The following is a 15,175-nucleotide window of genomic DNA, read 5'->3' as shown; positions in this document are numbered from 1 at the left end:
AAAGGAAGTGAAGCCATGAAAAAGTCCCTCCTCTCCGCCCTCGGTCTCGCCATCGCGCTGGCCGTCTCGATGCCGGTTCTCGGCGCCAGCAGCGCCAATGCCGCGACCACCACCCCGGCTGCGACGACAACGACGACCGCTGCGCCGGCCAAGGCCGTGAAGAAGGTCGCTGCCAAGAAGACCGTCAAGAAGCACAAGAAGCACGCGGTCAAGGCAACTCCGAAGGCCTGATCAAGCGACATCTTTCTACCCTATGAGAAGACCGCTCCAGTTGCGATTTGCCTGGAGCGGTCGTCTTTTTTGTTGCGTGCAGACAGTAGGGCCAGTCCCGGCCCACACCCCCCGTTGAACGCCAGACGGCAGTTCCCACATAGGCACGGACTTTTGAACTGCGCCTGCCGGGAAGCCGATCGCGCGCGGTTGAATGGACGACCGCTTTTGCCCATGTCAAAATGACCGCAAAGCTGTCGTACGCAATTGCCGGTCCAATGCCTGAAATCACGACAAAACCCCGTACCAGCACGAAGCCGAAGGTCGAACGGCCGAAGCTCTACAAGGTCATCCTGGTCAATGACGATTTCACTCCGCGCGAGTTTGTCGTGACGGTGCTGAAGGCCGAGTTCAAGCTCAGCGAAGACCAGGCGCATAGGATAATGATCACCGCGCACCGGCGCGGCGTCTGCGTTGTCGCCGTCTTCACCAGGGATGTCGCCGAGACTAAGGCGGCGCGGGCAACCGATGCCGGCAAGGCCAAGGGCTACCCGCTGATGTTCACGACGGAGCCGGAGGAGTAGGGCGGTTCGCTTTCTTCCTTCTCCCCTTGTGGGAGAAGGTGGCCGAGCGAAGCTCGGTCGGATGAGGGGTGTTCCAGCTTGGCAAGGACGGCACTCCGTCCAGCACCCCTCAACCGTCTTGGCGCTGCGCGCCAATCCACCTTCTCCCACAAGGGGAGAAGGATAAACCGCGTTACCGCCCTTCGCGGTACCACATCGAGCCCATCGCCAGAAGCAGCAGGCCGAGGCCGAGGAAGCCGCCGAACAGCGGCACGCGCGAGACGGCCTTGAGCACGCTGTCGTCGGTGGTGCGCAGGCCGATCCAGTCATTGCCGGAAGCCGCGCCCGAGGAACGGACCGGGACTACGGATGGCAGCGTGACGGTGCTGGTCAGGTTGCCAATGGCCGATGCCGGCGCCAGCCGGCGAACGCTGCCGCCGGTTGCCTCAGCCGGTGGTTTCAGCCGGTTCTCGGTGGAGACGACGTCGGTGAATTCCGGGGCGTTGACCGGCCCGACATGGGCCAATGCCGTCAGGTCGCCATTGCCGACCTGATAGAGACCGATTTCGCTGGTCTCGACGCTGCCGAGGAAGACGCCTGGCTCGGATTTCTCGAGCCTGACGATCAGTGCCTTGCCGGACGGCGTGATGACTTGCGCCGGGCCGGGATCGTCGCTCATCGTCTGGCGGCGGATTTCCAGCACCATGCCGCGGCCGTCGGCGGTCAGCCGCTCTTCCTCGAGTTCGGGCTCCTTCATCAGCCAGTGGGCGATGCGCCGGTAGAGCTGGACGTGCGGGCCGCCGCCCTCGAATCCGCGCGCCCACAGCCAGCCCTGATCGGACAAAAGCATGCCGACGCGGCCTTCGCCCTTGCGATCGAGCAGTAGCAGCGGCCGGTTGTCGGCACCCTTCATCACCACCTCGCCCTCGGGGTTCTCGACGCCGATGGTGCGGAACCAGCGGCTCCAGTGCGGCGGCTCGGTCGCGGAGCCGTCGAGCCCACGCGTTACCGGATGACGCTGGCCGGTATCGGTGAGACGTGGGTAGAAGGCCTTGTCGATGACCTCGCCGGTCGGCATTGCCGGCAGTGCCGACATCAGCGGCGTGCGGGCGATCGAGCTTTCGCCGGCATATTCGGGGCCTGCCGCGATCAGTAGCGCGCCGCCCTTTTCGACATACTCGGAGATGTAGTCGTAATAGAGGATCGGCAGCACGTCGCGGTGCTGATAGCGGTCGAAGATGATCAGGTCGAAATCCTTGATCTTCTCGACGAACAGCTCGCGCGTCGGGAAGGCGATCAGCGACAATTCGTTGATCGGCGTGCCATCCTGCTTTTCCGGCGGGCGCAGGATGGTGAAGTGCACGAGGTCGACCGAAGCGTCGGATTTCAGCAAATTGCGCCAGGTGCGCTCGCCGGCATGCGGTTCGCCGGAAACAAGCAGCACGCGCAGATTTTCGCGGATGCCGTCGATCAGCGCGATGGCGCGGTTGTTGGTGTCGGTGAGTTCGCCCGGCTCGTGGTTGATGGCGAGTTCGACGATGTTGCGCCCGGCGCTGGGAATGGTCACCTGCAGCGGCATCGCCTGGCCGATGTTGGCGTGCTCGACCGATACCTGCTCGCCGTTGACCGATACGCGGACATCGACCGGGCCGGTCTCGTTGTTGGTGGCGATGACACGATACGTCATGTCGAGCGGCTTGCCAACGAGGCCGAAGCGCGGCGCATTCTCGAAGCGGATGCGGCGGTCCTTCTCATGCTCGTTGCCGGTAATCAGCGCGTGCAGCGGGGCATTGAAGTCGGGTGCGCCGGGCGGCGCGTCATGCACCTCGCCATCGGTGATCATGATGGCGCCGCCGATGCGCGACGGCGGCACGTCGCGGAAAGCATTTTCGAGTGAGGAAAACAACCGCGTCTCGGTGCGCTCGTCGGCGGCTTCGGACTTGCCGGCCTCGACGACACGGACGTCGAACTGCTTGAAGCGGCCGAGACGCTGCTGAAGCCCGGCCAACGCCTCATCGGTCTGTTTGGTGCGGTCGCCGATATCCTGGCTCTGGCTGCGATCGACGACGACCGCGACGATGCTTTTCAGCGGCTCGCGCTCTTCGTTGAGAAACACCGGATTGAGCAACGCCGCAGCCAGCGCAATCAGGGCTGTCAGGCGGAAGACCGCGCCGCGCTGGCGAAACCAAAGGCCGGCCAGCGCCAGCAGCAGCAGCGGCACCAGAACCACGGCGAGCAGCGGCCAGGTGATGAGCGGTTCGAAGGCGAGCGACCAGTTCATGGTCTATTGCCCCAGCCGTTCGAGCAGCACCGGGACGTGCACCTGGTCGGATTTGTAGTTGCCGGTCAGCATATACATCATGATGTTGACGCCGGCGCGCAGCGCATAGATGCGCTGCATCGGATCCGACGGCACCGTCGGCAATAGCGGGTCGCCATTCTCGTCGACCGCCCAGGCGCCGGCGAAATCATTGGCGGTGATCATGATCGGCGAAACGCCGTCGCCGGTGCGCACCGGGCGGTTCTCGGTGTTGCTGGCTTCGAGCGATGCCTCGACCCAAAGCGGGCTGCCGGCAAAACGGCCAGGAAACTCCGGAAGGATGTAGAAGGATTTGGTCAGCACGTGGTCCGACGGCACCGGTTCAAGCGGTGGCACGTTGAGGTTGCCGAGGATGTCGCGCAGCCGCTCCGTCGCCGGGCTGGTCGAATCCGCACCAATGCCATTGGCGAACTGGTCGCGGGTGTCGAACAAGACCGTTCCGCCCTGCTGCATGTAGGCGTCGATGCGGGCGATGGCGGCCTCGCTGGGCATCGGGGCCGAGGGATCGATCGGCCAGTAGATCAGCGGATAGAAGGAAAGTTCGTCCTTCGAGATGTCGACGCCGGCCGGTGCTCCGGGTTCGAGCGCGGTTTTTTCGATAAGAAAGCGGGTCAGGCCTTCGAGCCCGGCGCGGCTGATCGAATCGACACCCGGCTCGCCGGTCAGCACATAGGCGATCCGGGTCTTTGAAATGTCTCCGATCGCCTCCGTATCTCCCGGCTTGGCGTCGTCGGCACGCGCGACGTCCGCGTGGCCAATCAAGGCGCCGAGCGCAATCAGCAGGACGGCTGCCGTCGCCGCAGCGCCGGCACGGCGCGGCCGGCGCGACAACAGGCCGCCCATCCAGAATACGGCAAGCGTGTCGAGCACCATCAGCACCAGGGCGGCCGTGACAAGCGGACCTTTGAGGTTGCGCTGTTCGTCGAAGGCATACTGGATGGTGGTGACCGGCACCGTGATATCAGGCCGGGCCAGCGGCGTGAACGCGCTGTCGCCACCGAGCAGATTGTGAGCGAACACTCCCGTTTCCGAGCCGTAGAGGCCGGGCGGGTTTTCCAGCGTCACCGGCAGCGGGCCGGCGCCGGGCACCAGCGGCCTGGCATCCGGCGTCGGCGGCACCAGCGTGCCGTCGGCGGCGATCATGCGATAGGGTGCCAGCGACGTGGCGGCGGCCTCGGCATTGGCGACAGCCGCGCCCTGGTTGCGCGACAATTGCACGATGCGCCGCAGCATCTCGACGAAGCTGCCGGAGATCGGCAGGTTGGACCACGTCGCCTCGGGGGTGACGTGGAACAGCACGAGGGTACCCTTGTCCTTCTTCATCCCGGTCACCAGCGGCGTACCGTCGGCAAGCGTAGCCCAGGTGCGCTCGACGATGTCGGGCGTCGGTTCGGCTAGGACCTGCCTGGTGACGGTGACCTCGGTGGGCGGCGCGAGGTCGGCGAAGGGACCGGTTTTCGGGAATTCGGTGACCGGCTGCGGCGCCGTCCATGACAGCGCGCCGCCAAGCGATCGTTCGCCCGTGCGCAGCCGAACTGGCAGCAGGTCGTCGTCATTGCCGGCAGCGGCCAGCCGCGAACCGGCAAAACGCACCAGCGTGCCGCCCTTGTCGACCCAGTCAACCAGCCTTTGCCGCGCTTGTTCCGGAATGGTGCCGACATCGGCCATGACGATCATCGCCGGCTTCTGGTCGAGCAGTTGCGGGATCGCGTCGGCGAGATCGACGCTCGACGGCTCGACCAGATCGGCGAACGGCTGCAGGGCGCGGCGGATGTAGTAGAGCGGCGACAGCAGCGGTTGCGCCTGGTCGGCCTCGGCCTGCGACAACAGCCCGACGCGGCGGCGTTTTGAGCTCTCATCGAGCACGCGGACGGCACCGGCCTGGCGCTCGCCATCGAGCGCGACGTGGGCGAAGTCGTTGCGCAGTTCGAACGGCACGGCCATCGTGCCGGTGGCGGTGGATCCGCCCGGGGCAAAGGTCAGCGTCGCGTCGGCAATGCGGCGGCCCTTGTCGTCGAAGGCGCCGGCCGTCACCTGTGCAGGTGCCGGATCGCCCGGTGCGCGGATGGCGGTCAGGGCGAAGCCGTCGACCTGGTTGTCGGCGCCGGTCAGGCCGGTCAGCGACAGCCGGTCGGAGACGGCCCAGACAACGCGTGCTGCGTTCTTCGACAACAGCGTGTTGAACGCGGCTTCGTCGCCTTGCGCCGCCAGACCATCGGCGAGCACCGCGACGCTGGCGCCAGGCAGCGACTCCAAGGCTGAAGCGACGCGGGCATAGACGGCGGGGCGGTCGGTCGGGATCGGCCGCGGCTTTGCCGCGCGCAGCCGGTCGAGCGCGGCAGCGGCATCGAAGGGACCGATCTCGGCATTCGGCTTCTCGGCGGTGAAAGCGATGAGCACCGGCACGCCGTTCGAATTGGCATCGGCGATCAGCCGCTCGGCGGTGGCGACGCGCTTGCCCCAGTCGGCGGCACTTGCCCAGTCATTGTCGATCACCAGCGCCAGGGCAGCGCCCTCGGCCGGCAGCTTTTCGCGCGGATTGAAGACCGGTTCGGCAAGTGCTGCCACGACAAGCGCGGCCATCAGCAGCCTAAGCAGCGTCAGCCACCAAGGGCTCTGCTGCGGCGTTTCTTCGCGCCTCAGCACGCGGGCGAGAATCCTGAGCGGCGGAAACACCTCGGCTTGCGGCCTGGGCGGGGTCAGCCGCAGAAGCCACCAGATCACCGGCAGCGCCAGCAGGCCCCACAGCACCATCGGCGCCCCGAAGGAGAGCGGCAGCCAACTCATGCGCGGGCCCTCCCGGCAAAGCTGCCCTCGGCGGTCATCGCCATGTGGATGCGCACCAGCGCCTCGGAGGCAAGGCGATCGGTATGATTGACGGTAAAGCTCCAGCCAAGCCGTTTGCACCAGGCGGCCAGTTCCTGGCGGCGGGCGGCATAAAGCAGGCGATATTCCTCGCCCAGCATTTCGGCGCGGCCGGCGGTCAGCTTGTCGCCTGTCTCAGGATCGGTGAATTCGGTGCGCCCGGCATAGGGGAAGCTTTCCTCGGCCGGATCGGCGACCTCGACCAGATGGGCGCGCACGCCGTGGCGGGCGAGCACGTCCAGCCACGCCATGGTGTCCTCGACCGGGTCGAGGAAATCGCTGACGAGGACGATGTCGCAGAACCGGCGAATGCCGGATAGGTCGGGCTTTGCCGGCAGGTCGGCGGCGTGCATCAGTTGCGCCGCGATGCGCTCGGCGCCATTGCGGGCGGTGAACGGGTCGGTCAGGCCCGGCCAGGCAATGCGCTCGCCGCTGCGCGACAAAAGCTCGGCCATGGCCAGCGCCAGCACCAGGGCGCGCGATTCCTTGGAAACGCTGGCTCCGGTCGATTTGTAGAGCATGGAAGGCGAGGGATCGGCCCAAAGCCACACCGTGTGGGCGGCCTCCCATTCACGGTCGCGGACATAGGTGTGATCGTCGCGGGCGGAACGGCGCCAGTCAATGCGCGAGGAATCGCCTTCGACATAGGGCCGGAACTGCCAGAAATTCTCGCCGATACCGCGCTTGCGGCGGCCATGCCAGCCGGCAATTACCGTGTTGACGATGCGGCGCGCCTCGACCAGCAGGTCCGGCACCAACGAAGCCCGCAACCGGCCTCTGGCGAGCGCATCGCGCGTCGCTGCCGGTGCCTGCGCTTCACCGATGCGCGCCATCAAATCCCTTTCGCGAGCTTCGCCACAACATCGCGAACCGTGGTGCCCTCGGCGCGGGCGGCGAAGGTCAGCGCCATGCGGTGCTGCAGCACCGGCTCGGCGAGCGCGCGGACGTCGTCGACCGACGGCGCCAGCCGGCCGTCATAGAGGGCGCGGGCGCGGGTGCACAGCGTCAGCGCCTGGCTGGCGCGCGGGCCTGGGCCCCAGGCGACGTACTTGTCGGTATCGGCGTTGCCCTGGCCGGGGCGCGCTGAGCGCACCAGCTTGAGGATCGCCTCGACGACGCTTTCCGGCACCGGCATACGGCGGATGAGCGTCTGGATGTCCTTCAGCCGCGCCGGCTGCAGCACGTTTTCAGCCTTGGCATCCTCGATACCGGTGGTTTCCAGCAGGATGCGGCGCTCCGCCTCGATCTCGGGGTAGAGGATATCGACCTGTATCAGGAAGCGGTCGAGCTGCGCTTCCGGCAGCGGATAGGTGCCTTCCTGCTCCAGCGGGTTCTGCGTCGCCAGGACGTGGAACGGTGACGGCAGATCATGGCGCACGCCGGCAATGGTGACGTGGTATTCCTGCATCGACTGCAGCAGCGCCGACTGGGTGCGTGGCGAGGCGCGGTTGATCTCGTCGGCCATCAGCAGTTGCGCAAAGATCGGCCCGGAAATGAAGCGGAAGGAGCGCTTGCCGAATTCATCCTGCTCCATCACCTCGGAGCCGAGAATGTCCGATGGCATCAGGTCGGGCGTGAACTGGATGCGGCGCGAATCGAGGCCGAGCACGATGCCCAGCGTTTCGACCAGCTTGGTCTTGGCGAGGCCGGGCACGCCGACCAGCAGCGCATGGCCGCCGGCCAGCAATGCGACGAGCGTGCGCTCGACGACGCTTTCCTGGCCGAAAATGACCCGGCCGACGCCGTCACGGACCCTCGAAATGTCGGCCAGCGCTTTCTCGGCCTGCGCCACCATGTCCTTTTCGCTGATCGGGCTTTCCTTGATCATAACGCTCATGCAGCATCGATCCTTCTGGTTGGAAATTCCGCTTGGCACCTTGGTGCCGCAGAGAATGCCGCGATTCGGCCTCGCATGGCGCCTGCAATGAACTTAAATCACAGACTTAGGCTGACAAGCGGAACAACAGTGACTATTTCGTGACCATGACGGAAGCCGCCGACCATCGTGAAGAGAGGCTGACGGCCGCGACCGAGGCGCGCGGGCTGGAGGCGCTGGTCTCGCGCGCGACGCGCGCTGGCAAGGGGCCGGCGCCGGTGGAACGCTGGAATCCGGCATTTTGCGGCGATCTCGACATGGAAATCAAGCAGGACGGCACCTGGTTCTATCTGGGAACGCCGATCGGCCGGATGCCGCTGGTGCAGCTTTTTTCCTCAGTGCTGCGCAAGGACGCGGACGGTAGAACCTACCTGGTGACGCCGGTGGAAAAGGTCGGCATCCGCGTCGCCGACGCGCCCTTCATTGCCGTCGAGATGGACGTGTCGGGCGCCGGCGACGGACAAATCGTCACCTTTCGCACCAATGTCGGCGACGTGGTAGAGGCTGGGGCGGGACACCCGCTGCGCTTCGTCGATGAGGACGAGACAGGTGGCCTGAAGCCTTATGTGCTGGTGCGCGGGCGGCTGGAGGCGCTGGTGGCACGGCCGGTGATGTACGAATTGGTCGAGCACGGCGAAGAGATCGACATCGGTGGCAAGACGATGTTTGCCGTCCGTTCCAAAGGCGAGGTCTATCCAATCATGCCGGCTGAGAAACTGAAACGGCTGAGCGCATGATGGACCGCCTATGATGGATCAGGTGATGCCGTTGCCGTTTTCCGCTGCCGGGTTTCGCCAGCGCGTCGCGGCACAGCCGCTGGCGCATGCCGGCGACGATTTTGGCGACCACCGCTTCAATCCGGGCCATCCCAGGCTGAAGCTGGCCAAGGCGCTGCGCGATGCCGCCGTGCTCATCCCGGTGGTCGATCATGGCCATGAAGCCACGGTCCTTTTGACCAGGCGGGCGGAAAAGCTGCGCAACCATTCGGGGCAGGTGGCTTTCCCCGGTGGTACCATCGATCCAACCGATGCGAGCCCGGAAACGGCGGCGTTGCGCGAGACATCCGAGGAGATCGGTCTCGATAGTGATTACATCGAGATCATCGGCCGTCTGCCGGACTACGTTTCCGGCAGCGGCTATCGCATCGCCCCGGTGCTCGGGATTGTACGGCCCGGTTTCAGCCTGACGCTGAATTCCGACGAAGTCGATGCCGTCTTCGAGGTGCCGCTGGGCTTTCTGATGGACCCCGCCAACCACACCAGAGACAGTCGCATGTGGAACGACCTCGAATGGTTCTATTACGAGATGCCCTATGGCGGCCAGCGCATCTGGGGCGTCACCGCGGGCATCATCCGTACGCTTTATGAAAGGCTCTATTCGTGAGCGATCCAGTATCGATCGCGGGCAAGGCCGGGTGGCTCGGCGAACACCACCTGCAGCGCCTGCTCGCCGCTCTGACTGATGGCGGCGAGGAGGCGCGTATCGCCGGCGGTGCGGTGCGCAACGCGCTCATCGGCCAGCCGGTCGCCGACATCGACATCGCCACCACCACGGTGCCCGAGGAAACCATCCGGCGCGCCGAGGCGGCAGGCTTCAAGACGGTACCGACCGGCATCGAGCATGGCACAGTCACCGCGGTCGGCCACGGCAAGGCCTATGAGGTCACCACGCTCCGTGCCGATATCGAAACCGACGGCCGGCGCGCCAAAGTGTCGTTCGGCCGCGACTGGAAAGCCGACGCTGAGCGGCGTGATTTCACTATCAATGCACTCTATGCCGAGGCCGATGGAACGGTCGTCGATCTGGTCGGCGGTATCGCCGATATCGAAGCGCGGAGGCTGCGATTCATCGGCGATCCGGAAGCGCGTATCCGCGAGGATTATCTGCGCATCCTGCGTTTCTTCCGTTTCTTCGCATGGTATGGCGACGGCAGGCCGGATGCCGAAGGGTTGAAGGCTTGTGCCCGGCTGAAGCAGGGGCTCGACCAGCTTTCGGTCGAGCGCGTCTGGTGGGAATTGAAGAAATTGCTGTCGGCGCCGGATCCGTCGCGGGCGCTGCTGTGGATGCGCCAGGCCGGCGTTCTGACCGCCGTTTTGCCGGAAAGCGAGAAATGGGGCATCGATGCCATCCACGGGCTGACCAAGACCGAGAAGGATCTGGCCTGGGCGCCGGACCCGCTGCTCAGGCTGGAAGCCATCGTGCCGCCGGATGCCGCGCGCATGAAAACGCTTGCCGAGAGATTGAGGCTTTCCGTGAGCGAAGCAAGCCGGCTGCGGAATTGGGCGATCACAGCTGCCGTCGATCCGAAAACGACCGAAGGAGAGTTGGCGAAAAGGCTCTATTTTGGCGACCGCCAAGGCTTTGTCGATCGGTTGCGGCTGTTGCTCGCTTCCGCTCGAGCCCGCGCGATCGAGGACAATGACGCACTGCTCGAAGCCGGCGGCTTCTCGCGCCTGCTTGCCTTCGCTGCAAAATGGCAAAACCCTGTTTTTCCGGTCAAGGGCGCCGATCTGACGACGCTTGGCGCATCACCGGGGCCGAAGCTTGGTGCAACGTTGAAGAATCTCGAAAAGGAATGGGTCGAGTCCGGTTTTGCGCTTGATCGCGGCGCGCTGCTCAAGCGCGCCGCGGAGGCACTCGAATCCTGACTGTCACGCTGCGTCGCGGACCTTTTCGATGCGCGAGCGGATCGCCTCGATCATCGTCTCGCGGATCACCGTCTCGCCGTGCGTCTCGCGCAGATGCTCGACGGCACGGCGCATGACCTCAGCCTCCTCCTCGGCGCGTGTGTGCCACTCGCAGCCGGGTACGAGCGACCCGCAATGGAATTCCTTCATCGGCTTCTCCTCATTTCCTCCTTGGAGCGCCGCGCCGCGCAATGACACGGAAGCTCCAGACCTTTGACTGCGCGATCCGGAAACCGCGTCCGGTATCCGGGCTACACGCTGGCCAGCTTAGCATAACACGATCGAACGGTTTTGGTTGCCTTAGAGTGCCGTGCGTCCAAGCCGACACGCGGCCCTCTAGTGATCGGGTTGCGAAAAGGCGGAGCATCGCTGCTCCGCCCTCTTACGCTACCCAGGAGTAAGACCTCGTCTTGCTCCAGCGGGCAGGACATCACTTCACGATCTTGACTGCCTCGGCAATTTTATCCTTGCCGCTCATATCCCACGTGACGCGGACCTTTTCGCCGACCTTCAGGCCAGGATCCTTGAAGGTCTGGGGCAACGTAAAGGTGGCTCCGTTATCCAGAACTAGGCTCATCGCCGTTCCATCAAAGCTTTTGATCGTGCCGGTGGTGTGCTTGACCGCAGCGAATGCGGCAGTACCAGAGGCGAGAACGGCAGCGGCGGCTGCGGTCATAATAAGCTTGCGCATGGCATGCTCTCCTGGAAAATGCGGGCACCGCTTGGGAAAGGTGCCCCATTCAATCATGGGCCGTCCGGTCACGTCGGGTCGCGGCTCTCGGGAGTAAAGAACCGCCGGCGTTTCCCGGCCCGACGCGACAAATAGCCCAATCTTTACAATGGTATATTAGACGAAAAAGATATTTTCTGGCGCGCCTTGCGCCACATTCGCCGTCAAATTCTGGGGATTTGGACCCGATTGCGGCTCACGTCGTGCTCACCGAGATTTTACGGCCATTTCGCTTCTGGCGGCAGGCTGGACAGGATCGAGGCGACATTGCCGCCGGTCTTCAGCCCGAAGATGGTGCCGCGATCGTGAAGCAAGTTGAATTCGACATAACGGCCGCGGCGGATGAGCTGCTCGTCACGGTCGCCATCGGTCCAGTTGTCATTGAAGTTGGCGCGCACCAGATGTCCGTAGACGACGAGAAAAGATCGCCCGACGTCCTGGACGAAGTTGAAATCGGCGTCCCAGCCGCCATTGTCCTCATCCGAATGCAGCCAGTCGAAGAAGATACCGCCGGTACCGCGTGGCTCGTCGCGGTGCGGCAGGTAGAAGTACTCGTCGCACCAGGCTTTGAATTTCACGTAGTCGGCGATCGCCGCGTTCTTCTCGCAGGCAAATTGCATCGCTCTGTGGAAGGCGATCGTGTCGGGGTCGTCCTGGCTGCGGCGGCGGTCGAGCACCGGTGTCAGGTCGGCGCCGCCGCCGAACCACTGGCGCGAGGTGACGACCATGCGCGTGTTCATATGCACGGCCGGCACGTTGGGGTTCCACGGATGGGCGATCAGCGAAATGCCGCTTGCCCAGAAGGAGGGGTCCTCTTCGGCGCCCGGCATCTGCTTCCTGAATTCGGGCGAGAACTCGCCGTGGACGGTCGAGGTGTGGACGCCGACCTTCTCGAAGACGCGGCCGTGCATCATCGACATGATACCGCCGCCGCCCTTGCCGGCATCGCGTTGCCACGGCGTCTTTTCGAAGCGGCCGGGCGACCAGCTGGCCTGCGGCCCCTGCAGGTCCTGCTCGATCTGCTCGAAGCTGGCACAGATGCGCTCGCGCAACGTCTCGAACCACAGCCGTGCCTTCGTCTTCTTCTGTTCGATGTCGGCTGGCAGCCCCGCCGGTATCTCGGGTCGTTGCAAATCCTGTCTCCGGTTGCGGGCGCGCCCGACAAATGACTCGTCTTTTCCGGCCGCGATCCCTAATCTCTTGGGTGCAAGGGTCAAGTGTGAATGGAGTTCTTTCGTGCGCACCCCGGCAAGACCGCCGCTGGATGGCCTGAAGAAGAGGCTCGACCGTTCGCGCGCCGAGAACGCGCGCATGCCGCGCGACGGCTTCCTGCGCGAGACCTTCGTGCTGCCGCGCTCGGACGCTCGTCTCAAGGCGAAGGAATGGTTCGAGCGCTTTCCTAAGCAGGCCTATTGGACCGAGATCGAAAGCTGGTTCGAGCGGCCGGGCGACGTCATCGAATTCACCATCAGGCGGCTGCCGGCGGCGGATTAACGCTCCGGTCTCGAGGCTGAACGTATCAGGGCTAGTTCATCTGCCCTGAACGATCTTGATAAACACGCTTCTGTCGCCCGTTCCAAGATGCGCTCGTTTCATCTCGGCATACGTCAGGCGCCCATTCGCGAAGGCCCGCACGGTTCTTCCGCACCAGACACGTGGCGCCGCGGCTGCGCTGACATTCATGATCTTGCCAGCTTCCTGCTTCGAACTGAGAGGCGATTGCTCCGAATGCCTGATGCATTCCGTAAGCACTTTCTTATACATGGCAGGACTGCCCTGAACCAAAGTCCTTGCCGTATTCCATTCACCTTCGCTCGGCATGCATCCAGCCAACACAATGGCGCCAAGCAACGCGGCGTAAGTCTTGTATGCAAATTTCAATTCTGCCCCCCAAGGTTAGTTGCAGGGGCGTATCAAGCACGGGCACATGACCTTCACAAGACTGTATAGTGACTAACGGACAGGATAAGTTCGCTGAACCCGTCCAGACCGTCATGGCTTCAACGCACGACCAGCCTGCGGGCGCCCGCGCCGTCCCTTGCCAGCCTGTCGTTCTTATTCCGCAGCGGACATTTGTCGATCGACATGCAGCCGCAGCCGATGCAGTCGCTCAGCCCGTCGCGCAGCTTCTTGAGCTGACTAATTTTCTGGTCGAGGTCGTCGCGCCAAGCCGTCGAAAGCAGGTTCCAATCCTCGCGCGTCGGCGTCCGGCCTTCAGGCAATGATCGAAGGGCTGTGCCGATCTCGGCCAGCGAAATGCCGACCTCCTGCGCTACCTTGATGATCGCCACCCGTCGCAGCACGTCGCGGCCGTAACGCCGCTGGTTGCCTGATGTGCGGTGGCTGCGGATCAGCCCGCGTGCTTCGTAGAAATGCAGCGCCGACACCGCCACGCCGCTGCGCATCGCCACCTGGCCGACTGTTAATTCCGTTGCCGCAGCCATCTCCGATTTTCCGCTTGACCTCAAGTTAAGTTGAGCTTGTAGCGAAGAAGCCTCGAAGATGCAAACGGCAGGAGAAGGCGATGGGCGTCTGGATGAGAATGACCGGAGAGGACGCAGTGTTGCGTGAGGATGACGCCTTGGTCGCTGCGGCCGGCGATCGCGTACACATCCTAGCGGAGCTGCCGGATCGCCTCGGCCGCCACCATTGCAACGGAAAGCGCGACGTTGATGCTGCGCGCGCCGGGCTGCATCGGGATGATCAGTCGCGCATCCGCCGCCTCGTGAACGGCGTCCGGCACGCCTGCGGATTCACGGCCGAACAAGAGAATGTCGTCGCCGGCAAAAGCGAAATCCGTGTAGGCGGCAGCTGCTTTGGTCGACAGCAGCACCAGCCGCCGCATGGCAAGCTTGCGCCAGTCCTCGAAGGCGTGCCAGTCGACATGGCGGGTCAGCGCCGCCATTTCGAGGTAGTCCATGCCGGCCCGTTTCAGCGCCCGGTCACCGAGCGGGAAGCCCGCCGGTTCGATGATGTCGACGCCGAGACCGAGGCAAGCGGCGAAGCGCAGGATTGTCCCGGTGTTGCCGGCGATATCAGGCTGATAGAGCGCGATGCGGAGACGGTCGTTCATTTCCGCGTCTTTCTAATAAGTGGCAGATCAGCCACAGAGCTCTCGCGGTTTTGGAAATTCCTGGACTGGCGGGTGGTCATTTTCTGCGAAGTCGGTTATACGGCCAGCATTGTCAACCCGAACCGATGGAGGGGTAATTCATGATGGCCATGCACATCCACCACCCCTCTCGTGGGCTTACCAGCCCGACGGCGGTTTCGGTACGACGATTCTCCTGACCTTCTAGACTTCAATCGCACCGATTCCCGCCGAAACCTTTTTCGGCCTTTGAAGGAATCCTGCGATGTTTTTCAAGCTGTGGAAGGGGCTGAACGCCCCACCTGAACACGCTTCGACCGATGCCACCTTTGCCGCGCCGCGCGTGCCCGCGGCCTGGGTTGGTTCACCCTTCTACCTGCATCTTCAACTGGAGGACGGACCGATGTTCGATCCATGTAGAATACCCGGCTCAAGAAGCCTGCACGAGCGCAAGACTGCGACCTGGGCGCTTTTGATCGGCGAGACCTACTCGTCGGCGGTTCACGCCGAGACCCGCCGGCGTCCGCATCGCGGCATGCTGCCGGACGTCGATTTCTCGCGCGCCGTTCCGGACTATAGCCGGCCGTCGCTGGTGCGCCGGATCATCAGGCTGATCCGGCCTGGTGCAAAAACCAGCGCGAAAATCCGGATCGTCAAAACGTCGTCAGCATCGTCAAACGAGACTGTCGGCGAAAGGCCCGCGACAACCTATATAGCGCGAAGCAGGACCGGCGAGGCGGACGATTCCGTATCGCCGGTCCTTGACGCCATGCGGTCTGGGCACCTCGTCCGTTCGCGTGCCGCGTGAGCGGAAACAGTATTGTGAGCATCTC

17 protein-coding genes are annotated in these 15,175 nt (G+C 64.1%); 7 read left to right on the top strand and 10 right to left on the bottom strand.

Going from position 1 to position 15,175, the window contains the following annotated elements:
• Positions 1-15 precede the first annotated feature (15 nt).
• Entirely contained in the window at positions 16-231 is a 216-nt protein-coding gene (locus NKJ73_RS00850) for a hypothetical protein (protein ID WP_352456451.1), read from the top strand.
• Between the two features lie 257 nt (positions 232-488).
• Positions 489-794, top strand: coding sequence for an ATP-dependent Clp protease adapter ClpS (gene clpS, locus NKJ73_RS00845; protein WP_023679498.1), 306 nt, complete (start codon positions 489-491; stop codon positions 792-794).
• A 172-nt stretch (positions 795-966) separates the two neighbouring features.
• Here clpS and NKJ73_RS00840 read toward each other — a convergent pair whose 3' ends face one another.
• From NKJ73_RS00840 to NKJ73_RS00825, 4 genes are read right to left on the bottom strand one after another with little or no spacing between them, the layout of a single operon-like run.
• A complete protein-coding gene (locus NKJ73_RS00840; protein ID WP_352456452.1) occupies positions 967-3,054 on the bottom strand; it encodes a hypothetical protein in 2,088 nt (695 codons plus the stop codon).
• Positions 3,055-3,057: 3 nt separating this feature from the next.
• Positions 3,058-5,880: a DUF4159 domain-containing protein gene (locus NKJ73_RS00835; RefSeq protein WP_352568019.1), complete on the bottom strand. Its 2,823-nt coding sequence runs from the start codon at positions 5,878-5,880 to the stop codon at positions 3,058-3,060.
• Positions 5,877-6,791 carry a DUF58 domain-containing protein gene (locus tag NKJ73_RS00830; protein ID WP_352568018.1) on the bottom strand — a complete coding sequence of 305 codons (915 nt, stop codon included), beginning with the start codon at positions 6,789-6,791 and terminating at the stop codon, positions 5,877-5,879. The genes NKJ73_RS00835 and NKJ73_RS00830 overlap by 4 nt, the downstream gene beginning before the upstream one ends.
• The gene (locus NKJ73_RS00825; RefSeq protein WP_023679494.1) at positions 6,791-7,795 is read right to left on the bottom strand and encodes an AAA family ATPase; all 1,005 of its coding nucleotides are present in this window, start codon (positions 7,793-7,795) and stop codon (positions 6,791-6,793) included. Before NKJ73_RS00825 ends, NKJ73_RS00830 begins: the two co-directional genes overlap by 1 nt.
• Positions 7,796-7,941: 146 nt before the next feature.
• On the opposite strand from NKJ73_RS00825, the gene NKJ73_RS00820 reads away from it, so the two are divergent.
• The 3 genes from NKJ73_RS00820 to NKJ73_RS00810 are packed head-to-tail and all read left to right on the top strand — an operon-like array spanning position 7,942 to position 10,482.
• Positions 7,942-8,571, top strand: coding sequence for a DUF1285 domain-containing protein (locus NKJ73_RS00820; protein WP_023679493.1), 630 nt, complete (start codon positions 7,942-7,944; stop codon positions 8,569-8,571).
• A gap of 13 nt (positions 8,572-8,584) precedes the next feature.
• The gene (locus NKJ73_RS00815) at positions 8,585-9,217 is read left to right on the top strand and encodes a CoA pyrophosphatase (protein WP_023679492.1); all 633 of its coding nucleotides are present in this window, start codon (positions 8,585-8,587) and stop codon (positions 9,215-9,217) included.
• Complete coding sequence (locus tag NKJ73_RS00810; RefSeq protein ID WP_352568017.1) at positions 9,214-10,482, top strand: CCA tRNA nucleotidyltransferase; 1,269 nt, start codon at positions 9,214-9,216, stop codon at positions 10,480-10,482. The genes NKJ73_RS00815 and NKJ73_RS00810 overlap by 4 nt, the downstream gene beginning before the upstream one ends.
• A 3-nt stretch (positions 10,483-10,485) precedes the next feature.
• On the opposite strand, the gene NKJ73_RS00805 is transcribed toward NKJ73_RS00810, so the two are convergent.
• The 3 genes from NKJ73_RS00805 to hemF form a co-directional block, all read right to left on the bottom strand.
• Complete coding sequence (locus NKJ73_RS00805; protein ID WP_023679490.1) at positions 10,486-10,671, bottom strand: DUF1059 domain-containing protein; 186 nt, start codon at positions 10,669-10,671, stop codon at positions 10,486-10,488.
• A 280-nt stretch (positions 10,672-10,951) separates the two neighbouring features.
• Positions 10,952-11,212: a DUF1344 domain-containing protein gene (locus tag NKJ73_RS00800; protein WP_023679489.1), complete on the bottom strand. Its 261-nt coding sequence runs from the start codon at positions 11,210-11,212 to the stop codon at positions 10,952-10,954.
• Positions 11,213-11,469: 257 nt separating this feature from the next.
• The gene (gene hemF / locus NKJ73_RS00795; protein ID WP_352456466.1) at positions 11,470-12,384 is read right to left on the bottom strand and encodes an oxygen-dependent coproporphyrinogen oxidase; all 915 of its coding nucleotides are present in this window, start codon (positions 12,382-12,384) and stop codon (positions 11,470-11,472) included.
• A 103-nt stretch (positions 12,385-12,487) separates the two neighbouring features.
• Here hemF and NKJ73_RS00790 point away from each other — a divergent pair, with 103 nt between their 5' ends.
• Positions 12,488-12,745, top strand: coding sequence for a hypothetical protein (locus tag NKJ73_RS00790; RefSeq protein WP_023679487.1), 258 nt, complete (start codon positions 12,488-12,490; stop codon positions 12,743-12,745).
• Between the two features lie 36 nt (positions 12,746-12,781).
• On the opposite strand, the gene NKJ73_RS00785 is transcribed toward NKJ73_RS00790, so the two are convergent.
• The 3 genes from NKJ73_RS00785 to NKJ73_RS00775 all read right to left on the bottom strand — a co-directional run bounded on the left by NKJ73_RS00785 (position 12,782) and on the right by NKJ73_RS00775 (position 14,324).
• Positions 12,782-13,132, bottom strand: a complete 351-nt coding sequence (locus tag NKJ73_RS00785; RefSeq protein WP_156937440.1) for a hypothetical protein — start codon at positions 13,130-13,132, stop codon at positions 12,782-12,784.
• A 119-nt stretch (positions 13,133-13,251) separates the two neighbouring features.
• Positions 13,252-13,695 carry a redox-sensitive transcriptional activator SoxR gene (soxR, locus tag NKJ73_RS00780; RefSeq protein WP_023679485.1) on the bottom strand — a complete coding sequence of 148 codons (444 nt, stop codon included), beginning with the start codon at positions 13,693-13,695 and terminating at the stop codon, positions 13,252-13,254.
• A gap of 170 nt (positions 13,696-13,865) precedes the next feature.
• Complete coding sequence (locus tag NKJ73_RS00775; protein ID WP_023679484.1) at positions 13,866-14,324, bottom strand: tRNA (cytidine(34)-2'-O)-methyltransferase; 459 nt, start codon at positions 14,322-14,324, stop codon at positions 13,866-13,868.
• A gap of 283 nt (positions 14,325-14,607) precedes the next feature.
• On the opposite strand from NKJ73_RS00775, the gene NKJ73_RS00770 reads away from it, so the two are divergent.
• On the top strand, positions 14,608-15,150 hold the full coding sequence (locus NKJ73_RS00770; RefSeq protein WP_031212588.1) for a hypothetical protein: 543 nt from the start codon (positions 14,608-14,610) through the stop codon (positions 15,148-15,150).
• Positions 15,151-15,175: the final 25 nt, after the last annotated feature.

The organism is Mesorhizobium sp. M0074 (genome assembly GCF_040322975.1).
GTDB lineage: Bacteria > Pseudomonadota > Alphaproteobacteria > Rhizobiales > Rhizobiaceae > Mesorhizobium.
The sequence above is the reverse complement of the archived record's forward strand: the minus strand, read 5'-3'. Positions and strand labels throughout refer to the sequence as shown.